This is a genomic window from Caulobacter sp. Root1455, assembly GCF_001426905.1.
GTDB lineage: Bacteria > Pseudomonadota > Alphaproteobacteria > Caulobacterales > Caulobacteraceae > Caulobacter.
In genome coordinates, this window is the sequence record NZ_LMFQ01000003.1 from 121,040 (window position 1) to 130,670 (window position 9,631).

Annotated in this window: 14 protein-coding genes and 1 pseudogene; 13 read left to right on the forward strand and 2 right to left on the reverse strand. The window is 69.0% G+C overall.

The genetic code is table 11. From position 1 onward, the window contains the following. Nucleotides 1–19: 19 nt before the first annotated feature. From ASD21_RS03960 to ASD21_RS03985, 8 genes and pseudogenes are all read left to right on the forward strand, one after another. Complete coding sequence (locus ASD21_RS03960) at nucleotides 20–574, forward strand: (2Fe-2S)-binding protein (RefSeq protein ID WP_056437077.1); 555 nt, start codon at nucleotides 20–22, stop codon at nucleotides 572–574. After that, nucleotides 571–2,760 carry a xanthine dehydrogenase family protein molybdopterin-binding subunit gene (locus tag ASD21_RS03965; RefSeq protein ID WP_056437078.1) on the forward strand — a complete coding sequence of 730 codons (2,190 nt, stop codon included), beginning with the start codon at nucleotides 571–573 and terminating at the stop codon, nucleotides 2,758–2,760. Before ASD21_RS03960 ends, ASD21_RS03965 begins: the two co-directional genes overlap by 4 nt. 133 nt (nucleotides 2,761–2,893) lie before the next feature. Next, nucleotides 2,894–3,076 (forward strand): annotated as a pseudogene (locus ASD21_RS25180) (response regulator transcription factor); the annotation flags it as partial. Between the two features lie 121 nt (nucleotides 3,077–3,197). Then, nucleotides 3,198–3,458: a hypothetical protein gene (locus tag ASD21_RS03970; RefSeq protein ID WP_056437079.1), complete on the forward strand. Its 261-nt coding sequence runs from the start codon at nucleotides 3,198–3,200 to the stop codon at nucleotides 3,456–3,458. Between the two features lie 5 nt (nucleotides 3,459–3,463). After that, on the forward strand, nucleotides 3,464–3,601 hold the full coding sequence (locus ASD21_RS24255) for a hypothetical protein (RefSeq protein WP_162250201.1): 138 nt from the start codon (nucleotides 3,464–3,466) through the stop codon (nucleotides 3,599–3,601). A 72-nt stretch (nucleotides 3,602–3,673) separates the two neighbouring features. Next, nucleotides 3,674–4,021, forward strand: coding sequence for a hypothetical protein (locus tag ASD21_RS03975; RefSeq protein ID WP_056437081.1), 348 nt, complete (start codon nucleotides 3,674–3,676; stop codon nucleotides 4,019–4,021). A 59-nt stretch (nucleotides 4,022–4,080) separates the two neighbouring features. Then, nucleotides 4,081–4,299 carry a hypothetical protein gene (locus ASD21_RS03980; protein WP_056437083.1) on the forward strand — a complete coding sequence of 73 codons (219 nt, stop codon included), beginning with the start codon at nucleotides 4,081–4,083 and terminating at the stop codon, nucleotides 4,297–4,299. Between the two features lie 76 nt (nucleotides 4,300–4,375). Then, the gene (locus tag ASD21_RS03985; protein ID WP_056437086.1) at nucleotides 4,376–4,786 is read left to right on the forward strand and encodes a hypothetical protein; all 411 of its coding nucleotides are present in this window, start codon (nucleotides 4,376–4,378) and stop codon (nucleotides 4,784–4,786) included. A 19-nt stretch (nucleotides 4,787–4,805) separates the two neighbouring features. On the opposite strand, the gene ASD21_RS03990 is transcribed toward ASD21_RS03985, so the two are convergent. After that, entirely contained in the window at nucleotides 4,806–5,423 is a 618-nt protein-coding gene (locus ASD21_RS03990; protein WP_056437089.1) for a nucleotidyltransferase family protein, read from the reverse strand. A gap of 29 nt (nucleotides 5,424–5,452) precedes the next feature. Between ASD21_RS03990 and moaA the strand changes: the two genes are divergently transcribed. Genes moaA through moaC form a run of 5 tightly spaced genes read left to right on the forward strand, consistent with a single transcriptional unit; the run spans nucleotide 5,453 to nucleotide 8,234 of the window. After that, nucleotides 5,453–6,487 (forward strand): GTP 3',8-cyclase MoaA, encoded by a 1,035-nt coding sequence (gene moaA / locus ASD21_RS03995; protein ID WP_056437094.1) that lies wholly within the window; start codon nucleotides 5,453–5,455, stop codon nucleotides 6,485–6,487. Between the two features lie 16 nt (nucleotides 6,488–6,503). After that, on the forward strand, nucleotides 6,504–6,743 hold the full coding sequence (locus ASD21_RS04000; RefSeq protein ID WP_056437097.1) for a MoaD/ThiS family protein: 240 nt from the start codon (nucleotides 6,504–6,506) through the stop codon (nucleotides 6,741–6,743). Continuing rightward, entirely contained in the window at nucleotides 6,740–7,195 is a 456-nt protein-coding gene (locus ASD21_RS04005) for a molybdenum cofactor biosynthesis protein MoaE (protein WP_056437100.1), read from the forward strand. Before ASD21_RS04000 ends, ASD21_RS04005 begins: the two co-directional genes overlap by 4 nt. A gap of 20 nt (nucleotides 7,196–7,215) precedes the next feature. Further along, nucleotides 7,216–7,767 (forward strand): molybdenum cofactor biosynthesis protein B, encoded by a 552-nt coding sequence (gene moaB / locus ASD21_RS04010; RefSeq protein ID WP_056437101.1) that lies wholly within the window; start codon nucleotides 7,216–7,218, stop codon nucleotides 7,765–7,767. Continuing rightward, the gene (moaC, locus tag ASD21_RS04015) at nucleotides 7,764–8,234 is read left to right on the forward strand and encodes a cyclic pyranopterin monophosphate synthase MoaC (RefSeq protein ID WP_056437102.1); all 471 of its coding nucleotides are present in this window, start codon (nucleotides 7,764–7,766) and stop codon (nucleotides 8,232–8,234) included. The genes moaB and moaC overlap by 4 nt, the downstream gene beginning before the upstream one ends. 179 nt (nucleotides 8,235–8,413) lie before the next feature. On the opposite strand, the gene ASD21_RS04020 is transcribed toward moaC, so the two are convergent. Then, nucleotides 8,414–8,755 carry an endonuclease domain-containing protein gene (locus ASD21_RS04020; RefSeq protein WP_056437104.1) on the reverse strand — a complete coding sequence of 114 codons (342 nt, stop codon included), beginning with the start codon at nucleotides 8,753–8,755 and terminating at the stop codon, nucleotides 8,414–8,416. Between the last annotated feature and the right edge of the window lie 876 nt (nucleotides 8,756–9,631).

Consider the following 9,631-nt stretch of genomic DNA (forward strand, 5'->3'; position numbering starts at 1 on the left):
CGTTGGGAGGCGAAAGCCCATGACGTCGACCCTGGACATCAATGGCAAGGCGGTCGCCGTCAAGGCGGACCCGCAGACGCCCCTGCTGTGGGTGCTGCGTGACGAACTGGGCCTGACGGGCACGAAGTTCGGCTGCGGCATGGCCCAGTGCGGGGCCTGCACGGTTCACGTCAACGGCGAACCCATGCGGTCCTGCGTGACGCCGATCGCGGCGCTGGCAGGCGCCAGGATCGCCACGATCGAGAGCCTGGGCGGCCAGCACCCGCTGCAGCAGGCCTGGGTCAAGCACGACGTGCCGCAGTGCGGCTACTGCCAGTCGGGCCAGATCATGTCGGCCGCGGCCCTGCTGGCCCAGACCAAGTCGCCCAGCGACGAGGACATCGACAACGCCATGAGCGGCAACATCTGTCGCTGCGGCACCTACCAGCGCATCCGCGCCGCCATCAAGGACGCCGCCGGCCTGACCGGCGCCCCGATGGTCGCGGCGGACGCCGCCAAACCCGCCGCCTCGAACGAGGTCGACGACGAGATCGCCGCCGCCTCGGGCTCGACCGGCCGGGAGAAGGGCCAATGAACCGGCTGATCCAGAAACTGCAACGGCAGGAGGGCGTCAGCCGTCGCGACGTGGTGGTGGGCGCGACGCTGGTCGGCGGAGCCCTGCTGGTCGGCTGCTCGCCCGCGGATCTGATGAGCGCTGGCTCCAAGGTCGAGCCCGGGGCCTTCGGGCCGTTCATCCAGTTCGATCCGGACGGCGCGGTGACGGTGCTGTCCAAGCACATCGAGTTCGGCCAGGGCAATCACGCCGGTCTCGCGGCCATCGTCGCCGAGGAGCTGGACGCCGACTGGAGCCGGATCAAGGTCGTCCATGCCCCGGCCAACGCCAAGCTCTATGGCAACACCACGGCCGGCATCCAGCTGACGGGCGGCTCGTCGGCGATCTCCAATTCCTGGGAGCAGCTGCGCAAGGCCGGGGCCGGAGCGCGGGCGATGTTCGTGCAGGCGGCGGCGACCCGCTGGAACCTTCCGGTCGGCCAGATCACCGTCAAGGACGGGGTGGTCGGCCACGCCAGCGGCAAGAGCGCGGGGTTCGGCGAACTGATCGCCGAGGCCGCCAATGTGACGCCGCCCGAAAACCCGACCCTGAAGGATCCCAAGACCTTCACCCTGATCGGCACCGACCGGGTGCGCCGCAAGGACAGCCTGATCAAGAGCAACGGCTCGGCCCGCTACACCCAGGACGTCCAGCTGCCGGACATGCTGGTGGCGGTGGTCGCCCACGCGCCCCGGTTCGGCGCGACCGTGAAGAGCTTCGACGCCGACGACGCCAAGAAGGTGGCGGGGGTGGTCGACGTCTACGAGATCCCGACCGGGATCGCGGTGGTCGCCGACACCACCTACGCCGCCCGCATGGGCCGCGAGGCCCTGAAGATCGAGTGGGACGAGGGCAAGGTCGAAACCCGAGGCTCGGCGACGATCGCCCAGCAGTGGCGCGACATCGCCGCTGGCAAGGGGCCCGCCGACCTGAAGTGGCAGGCCTTCGATTCCAAGGGCGACGCGGCGGCCGCCTCGGCTGGAAAAGGGGCCGGGGTCTTCGAGACCACCTACGACTTCCCCTATCTGGCCCACGCCACCATGGAGCCGATGAACTGCGTGGCGATCGTCAGCGGCAACAAGGTCAAGCTTATCCATGGCTCCCAGGCCCAGACCCTGGACCAGATGAACGCGGCCAAGATCGTCAAGACCTTGCCCGGTTCGGTCGAGATCGAGACCCTGTTCGCCGGAGGTTCGTTCGGCCGGCGGGCCAACTTCCCGTCCGACTACGTGGCCGAATGCGTGACCATCGCCCAGAAGGTCGGCCAAGGCCGACCGGTCAAGCTGGTCTGGACCCGCGAGGACGACATGCGGGCCGGCTATTACCGGCCGCTGGTCCACCACGCCGTGCGGGTGACCCTCGACAAGGACGGCTATCCGGCGACCTGGCGACATCGGATCGTCACCCAGTCGATCATGAAGGGTTCGCCGATGCCCTCGAAGGGCCCGGACCAGACGGCGATCGAGGGAACGGCGGGCTCGCCCTATCTGAAGGCCACGCCGATCGTCGACGCCCAGCTGGCCCTGCCCGAGGGCGGCGTGCCGGTCCTGTGGTGGCGATCGGTGGGCGCGACCCACAACGCCTTCGTGATGGAGCACACCATAGACCAGCTGGCGCTCAAGGCCGGCAAGGACCCGGTCGAGTATCGCCGGGCGCTCTACGCCAAGGCGGGCGCTCAACGACACCTGGCGGCCCTGAACCTGGCGGTCGAAAAGGCCGGTCCGAGGCCGGCCGCGGGTTTCGCGCGGGGCGTGGCGGTGCACGAAAGCTTCGGCTCGGTGGTCGCCCAGGTCGCCGAGGTCAAGCTGGTCGGCGGCGAGCCTCGGGTGGGGCGCGTGGTGACGGCGATCGACTGCGGCGTGGCGGTCTCGCCCGATCAGGTCGCGGCCCAGATGGAGGGCGGGACCTGCTACGGCCTCTCGGCGGCGCTCTATGGCGAGATCACCCTGACGGACGGAAGGGTCGATCAGAGCAATTTCGACACCTACCGCGTGCTGCGGATGAACGAGGCGCCGACGGTCGAGACCTATATCGTGCCTTCCGGCAATCCGCCGAGCGGCGTGGGCGAGCCCGGCACGCCGGTCATCGCTCCGGCCGTGGCCAACGCTCTCCTGGCGCTGTCCAAGACCCCGACCAGCCGTCTGCCCTTTGTTCGGGCCGAGGCCTGACGGTCGGGCGACCGACACTAAAGAGCGTTGGCCGTAGCGAAATTCGATGTGGATTTGACGGAACCGGGCCCACGGCGACACGTTCAGTCAAGTCTTGCTGGACGTAAGGCGAGCCGCGAACCATTTTAGCGGCATGGTGGACTCCGGCGACAACCTGAGCTTCGAGCGGCTGACTCCTCGCGAGCGCGAGATTCTGCGGCTTATCGCTCAGCATCGACAGTCCAAGGAAATCGCCCGCCTGCTGCGGCTTTCGCCCAAGACGGTCGAGATGCACGTGCTCAGCGCACGGCGCCGATTGGCCGGTCTGAACCGCCGCGACGCCGCCCTGGCGTTCATCGCCTGGGAAACCGACCCCGGTAATGACTACCGTAAGCAATCGGCCGAGCTAGCCACGGCCCAGTCAGAGGTTTCTTCTCGCTTCAACAGCGAGAGCAGCCATGACGAAATCTTCCACCAACAATCCGAACCCGGCCTCGGCCTTCTTCATCGCGAGCTGGCAGTCCCTGGAAGAAGGCCTGACCCTGATGGCGGGAACGCCGGAACGCGGTCGGCTGGTGGCGGAGACGGTCTCGGCGCTGCGCAAGGCGCAGGCGGCGGGCGATCCGCCCGGCAAGCTGCTTCTGAGAGTCCTGGCCGCGACGGCCTTCCTGGCGGACGACACGCCGCTTCGTATGGAAGGAGTTGGCGCGATGACCTGACTCCCTTGCAGTGGTTGGGCCTGATCCTCGCGATCGCCACCCTGGGCGGAATCCTGCTCGGGACGGTCACGATGGGCGCCCACGAATTCCTCTACGCCCTCCAGCGGTTCCGCGAGGGCTGGAGCCCGCCCCCGGCGCACTGACGCCGAACTTCCAGAAACATTTCATCGACTTGGACGTGCGGGGGGCACCCGTGCGATCGGGAGAGTCATGCCATGAAACGCTCCGAAGCCGCGCGCGCTGGCGCCGAAAAGCTGATGCGCGCCGAAGCCGCGATCGACGCCGCCCTGCGCGAAACCGCCGAACTGATGGGCCTGCTGCCCACGCTGCGGCTCGAGACCAAGCTGTCGGCCGTGCTGGGCCAGCAAGCCGTCGCCAATCTCGGGGAGACTCTGGCCCACATCGTTTCCGCGCGCCGGACGATCATCGAGACCCACAGCGCCCTGGCCACCGTGCGCACCCAGATCGGCTGCGGCGCCCTGGCCGTCGGCGACATGGACAAGGAGGGCGATCCTCCGCGCACGTCCGGATTTCACACCGTCGCCGGAGGACGCGCCGCCTAGGGGCGCCCCAATCGTTCGTCCATGGCGAAAGCCGCCTCCTTCTCACAATGAGATGCGCAATGAGCACCGCCCAGATCACCCACCAAGACAACGTGTCCGAAGAGCTGCAGGAATTCCGTCAACACCTGCGGACGCTCGGGCCCGTGCAGCGCCGCATTCTCTCGGTGCTGATGCCCCAACTGATCGCCCTGGAGGAAGCCGGCGATTCCGACGGCGCGCTGAGCATCATCGAGGAGGTGAGGACCATCCTCTGGGAAGGCAAGCGCACGCGGCACTGACCGACCCTAGGTTGCTTCTCCAGGCTTCGCGCCTGAGGCATGATGGTGCTCGAACCTCGTTTCGAGCGCCATCGCCTTGCAGCTTCATACCCTCATATCCCTCATCCTGGCCGTCCTGATCTGCGGCCTGGCCATGTGGCGCGGCGATCAGGCCGCCCGCTGGAGCGGCGCGGCCCTGCTGGCGTCATGGGTGGGGTCGCTTCTCGTCTACCGCCACGACCCCCATAACGCCGACTACGGCATGCTGGCGATCGATGTCCTGACGCTGGTCGCCTTCGTCTGGATCTCGATGCGCACGCGGCGGATCTGGACCCTGGTGGCCGCGGCGTTCATGGCGATCATCGTCGCCTCCCACCTGGCGGTCATGATCGATCTGCGGGTGACCCTCGGCACCCTGTGGATCAGCATGGCGATGTGGAGCTACGGCCTGCTGGGCTGCATCGCGTTCGGGACCTGGGCGGCCTGCCGCGACCGCGAGGCGATCTGATCGCCAAGGCTCGCCGCCGTCAGGCCAGGTCCTGGGGTCGGTCGACATCGAACAGGACGCCGGCGTCGGGCGAGTCGATCAAGGCCAGACGCTCGCCGATCGAGGCCAGCACCTCGCGGGCGCCGACGTCGCCGCTCAGTCCGCGCAGGGCGGCGAAACAGGCTCTTCCAAACAGCACGGGGTGTCCGCGCCGCCCCGCGAAGCGCGGCGCGGCCGCGTCGAAGCCGGGCGTCAAGGCGTCGAGCAGGGCCTGGGCCAGACCGGCCGGAACGCGCGGCATGTCGCCAAGGAACACCAGGACGGCTTCGATCTCGGGCGACAGGGCCGCGACGGCCGCGCCCAGCGATGCGCCCATGCCCTCGGCGGCGCGCGCCGCCACGACGATGTCGAGATCGTCCTCGCGGCCCAACGCCCGGGCATGGTCGCGGGCGATCGCGGCCAGCTCCAGGTCGCCGCCGGTGATCAGCAGCACCCGCCGCGCTGGGCTGCCGAAGGCGGCGTCCAAAGCGCCCGCCACCAGCGGACGGCCTTCGAACGGCGCGAGCAGCTTGCGGCCCCCGGATTGCTCGGCGAACCGCCGCCCGGCCCCCCCCGCCAGGATCACGGCGGCCAATCGCGCGCTTTCTCTTTCCGCCATGTCATCCCGCGCCTATCTTGCAAGTCGACATGACGCCCTATGACGCCAGCCCCACGCAAGCGGTTACCCGCGCCCCGCGCTTGATCGACGGCTTCGGCCGCGCGGTGACCTATCTGCGCGTCTCGGTCACGGACCGCTGCGACCTGCGCTGCACCTACTGCATGGCCGAGCACATGACCTTCCTTCCGAAGGCGGAGGTGCTGTCGCTGGAGGAGCTGGATCGCCTCGCCTCGGCCTTCGTCGGCCTGGGCGTGCGCAAGCTGCGGCTGACCGGCGGCGAGCCGCTGGTGCGCAAGGGGGTCATGACCCTGGTCGAGCGGCTGTCGCGGCATCTGCGGTCCGGCGCCCTGGACGAACTGACCCTGACCACCAACGGGACGCAGCTGGCCGCTCACGCCGACGACCTGGCCCGCCTGGGCGTGCGGCGGATCAACGTCTCGCTCGACACCCTCAAGCCCGACCTGTTCCGCAAGCTCACCCGGGGCGGCGACCTGTCCAAGGTGCTGGCCGGGATCGACGCGGCCCTGGCCGCGGGGCTGCAGGTCAAGGTCAACGCCGTGGCCCTCAAGCACGACAACGCCGCCGAGCTGCCGGCCCTGATCCAGTGGGCGCACGGCCTGGGCGCCGACATGACCCTGATCGAGACCATGCCGCTGGGCGAGGTCGATGTGGACCGCACCGACCAGTACCTGTCGCTGAAGGATGTCCGCCGTGACCTGTCCTCGTTCTGGACGCTGACGGACCTGGCCTACGCCACCGGCGGCCCGGCCCGCTATGTCCGCGTCGAGGAGACCGGCGGGCGGCTGGGCCTGATCACCCCGCTGAGCCACAATTTCTGCGAGGCCTGCAATCGGGTGCGCCTGACCTGCACCGGCACCTTGCACACCTGCCTGGGCCGCGACGACGCCAGCGACCTGCGGGCGGTGATCCGCGGCGGGGCCGACGACGTGGACCTGGAGCGGGCGATCTTCGCGGCCATCGGCGCCAAGCCCGAGGGCCACGACTTCCAGATCGAGGGCGCGCGCCCGGCCGTGGCTCGCCACATGTCGACGACCGGCGGTTGAAGGGGGGCGGCTGATCATGGCGCGGGTGCTGCTGTTCGGACGTCTGGCTGACCAGGCCGGCTGGCGCGACCGCTCCGTCGAGGCCGCGTCCCTGACGGCTCTTCGCGACGCCCTGGCCGCCGTCGATCCGGACCTGGGCGAGGCCCTCGGCGGTCCCGGCGTGCAGGTGGCGGTCGACAAGACCATCGTTCGCGGCGAGGCGGCCCTGGCCGCCGCCACCGAGGTGGCCTTCCTGCCGCCGATGAGCGGCGGATGACGGCCTTTCCGTCCATCAGCCTGACCGCCCAGGCCTTCGAGCCGGGCGCCCTGCTGACCACCTTCTGCGCCGGCCGGGACGAGACCGGAGCGGTGGCCAGCTTCGTGGGTCTGGCGCGCGCAGAACAAGGCCAGGCTCGGGCGCTGGAGCTGGAGGCCTATCCCGGCTTCACCGACGCCGCCATCGCCCGGATCGCCGAGGACGCCAAGGCGCGCTTCTCGCTGCACGACTACCGCATCGTCCACCGCATCGGTCCCATCAAGCCCGGCGAGGCCGTCGTCTTCGTGGCCACGGCGGCCGGCCATCGCCGCGCCGCCTTCGAGGCCTGCGACTTCCTGATGGATTATCTGAAGAGCCGGGCGCCCTTCTGGAAGAAGGAGCATGGCCCGGACGGCGACCGCTGGATCGAGCCGACGACGCAGGATAGGACCGACGCGGAACGCTGGGACTGAAGCGGGATTGGGAGAACACGATGTCGGCAGGCCTCATCCCGGGCGGCGGTGTCAAGCCGGAGCTTCCGTTCAAGCCGGTGCGGGTGGCGATCCTGACCGTGTCGGACACCCGCGACGAGGCCAGCGACACCTCCGGCCAGTTGCTGATCGACCGGGTCAGGGCCGCGGGCCATGACCTGGCCGGCCGGGCGGTGGTCCGCGACGACGTCGAGACCATCCGCCGGACGGTGCGCGACTGGATCGCCGGCGGCCAGGTCGACGCCGTCGTCTCCACCGGCGGCACCGGCTTGACCGGCCGCGACGTCACGGTCGAGGCCCTGGAACCGCTGTTCGACAAGAAGATCGACGGCTTCTCGGTGGTGTTCCACCTGGTCAGCTACGCCTCGGTGGGGCTGTCCACCCTGCAGAGCCGCGCCACGGCGGGCCTGATCGGCGGGGTGTTCGTGTTCTGCCTGCCGGGCAGCAACGGCGCGGTCAAGGACGGCTGGGACAAGGTCATCTCGGCCCAGCTCGACAGCCGCCACAGGCCCTGCAACATGGTCGAACTGATGCCGAGGCTTCTGGAACAATGACCCGCCTGACCCACATCGACGACCAGGGCCGCGCCCGCATGGTCGACGTCTCCGACAAGGTCGAGACCACCCGCGAGGCGATCGCCGTCGGCTTCGTGCGGATGCGGCCCTCGACGCTCGAACTGGCCGTCTCGGGAACCGGCCGCAAGGGCGACGTGCGCGCCGTGGCCGAGATCGCCGGGGTGATGGCGGCCAAGAAGACCTCGGACCTGATCCCGCTGTGCCACCCTCTGGCCCTGTCCAAGATCGAAGTCTCGGTCGAGCCGGCCGAAGGCGGGCTGGCGGTGATGGCCCGGGTCAAGCTGAAGGGCCAGACCGGCGTGGAGATGGAGGCCCTGACCGCCGTCTCGGTGGCCTGCCTGACGATCTACGACATGCTCAAGGCCGCCGAGAAGGGCATGGTCATCGAGGCCGTGCGCCTGATCGAGAAGACCGGCGGCAAGTCCGGCGACTGGCGGGCGGAGTAGGGCGGACGGCCTTCGGCCCAAGTCGGACCCTTCAAGCGTCCGCTACCGGGCGCGCGGGTCTATGGTCCGCTTGCGGGGACGGCGCCAGCTTCCGCTTCCGACCCTAATCGGACCTCCAAACCCCTCTCTCTTAGAGAGAGGGAGGGGCCCGCCGCCGCAGGCGGTGGGAGGGTGAGAGGTTACAGCCTGCCCGATCGAAGCACGGCCAGTATGTCGTCGCCCACGCCGCCAGGATCGGTCAGGACCCGTTCGTTGGGAAACCTCAGGACCATGTATCCGAAGAGCTCCAGGGTCCGCGTGCGCTGCTCGTCGTAGTCTTCGCGCCCTTCGTGGGCGGCGCCGTCCAGTTCGACGATCAGCTTGCCCGCCTCGCAGACGAAGTCGGCGTAGTAGCGGTCGATCGGAACCTGCCGCAGGAACTTGAAACCGCCCAGCCGGCGGTTGCGGACGAGTTTCCAGAGCGCCTTTTCGGCCAAGGTCTGGTTCTGGCGAAGGCGGCGGGCGTTGGCGGTGGCGTCCATGTCGCCAGCCTGAGCTCCGCTTTCGGGGCAGTGCAACCGAAGGAATCGAGGTTTTCCGGCCGGCGATGAAACCTCTCACCCTCCCACCGCTTCGCGGCGGGCCCCTCCCTCTCTCTAAGAGAGAGGGGGCGCGTCGCCAACGTCCGGCCCCCACCCTTCTCGGACCTCTGAAACGTCCGCTTGGCGAATGCCTGCATCCACGCCAGAGCAGGCTCGCCATCAAGGTTTTAAGGCGCGGCCTCGCCGCTGCGGGCGGACTTTCTTCTCCTCACCCGTGAAACGGGGGAGGTGGCTCGGCGCGCAGCGACGAGACGGAGGGGGCGTCCAGCGGCGGCCGACGCCCCCTCCGTCACGATGCGTATCCGCATCGCGCCACCTCCCCCGCGTTGCGGGTGAGGAGAAGGGTGTTCGCGGGGATCCAGCCGCGTCCATCCCCGTCAGCGCCGCGAGAAACCCCAACCTTCCCAACGCCCTGAAGAAAAAACAGCGTCACAAATCCTCGAACCTCAAACCGCCCGCATAATCAGAGCTGTCTCCATCACGGGGAGGGCTCTTGGTACCGGCCCGAGCAGGCGATGGGGATGGAACCGAGCGGGGCCGCCTGGCCTTGGCGATCGGATCGCGTYTGGCGGCGGGGCTCAGAAGGCTCCAAGGCCCGGCGGGGACGATGGCGGGACAGGCGGGTTGACGGGGCCGGGAGTTCAAACCGGCCTGTTCGAGGATCAGTCGGAGTCGCCGACGGCCCCTTCCGGGCGACTTTGATCCTGCCCGCCCGAGGGAGAACGTCGACCGGGATGAAACAAGCCCTCAGTCGCCGTCCCTTGAGAAGAACGGTTTCGCGGAGCGGTCAGGTCTAGCCGAAACGCACACTCAAAC

Coding starts and splice junctions, on each gene's coding strand:
- ASD21_RS04000 (WP_056437097.1), top strand. CDS start 6,504: ATGGCGCGGGTGCTGCTGTTCGGACGTCTGGCTGACCAGGCCGGCTGG.
- ASD21_RS04020 (WP_056437104.1), bottom strand. CDS start 8,755: ATGGACGCCACCGCCAACGCCCGCCGCCTTCGCCAGAACCAGACCTTG.
- ASD21_RS03990 (WP_056437089.1), bottom strand. CDS start 5,423: ATGGCGGAAAGAGAAAGCGCGCGATTGGCCGCCGTGATCCTGGCGGGG.
- ASD21_RS03970 (WP_056437079.1), top strand. CDS start 3,198: ATGACGAAATCTTCCACCAACAATCCGAACCCGGCCTCGGCCTTCTTC.
- ASD21_RS03965 (WP_056437078.1), top strand. CDS start 571: ATGAACCGGCTGATCCAGAAACTGCAACGGCAGGAGGGCGTCAGCCGT.
- ASD21_RS03980 (WP_056437083.1), top strand. CDS start 4,081: ATGAGCACCGCCCAGATCACCCACCAAGACAACGTGTCCGAAGAGCTG.
- moaC (WP_056437102.1), top strand. CDS start 7,764: ATGACCCGCCTGACCCACATCGACGACCAGGGCCGCGCCCGCATGGTC.
- ASD21_RS04005 (WP_056437100.1), top strand. CDS start 6,740: ATGACGGCCTTTCCGTCCATCAGCCTGACCGCCCAGGCCTTCGAGCCG.
- ASD21_RS03975 (WP_056437081.1), top strand. CDS start 3,674: ATGAAACGCTCCGAAGCCGCGCGCGCTGGCGCCGAAAAGCTGATGCGC.
- moaB (WP_056437101.1), top strand. CDS start 7,216: ATGTCGGCAGGCCTCATCCCGGGCGGCGGTGTCAAGCCGGAGCTTCCG.
- moaA (WP_056437094.1), top strand. CDS start 5,453: ATGACGCCCTATGACGCCAGCCCCACGCAAGCGGTTACCCGCGCCCCG.
- ASD21_RS03960 (WP_056437077.1), top strand. CDS start 20: ATGACGTCGACCCTGGACATCAATGGCAAGGCGGTCGCCGTCAAGGCG.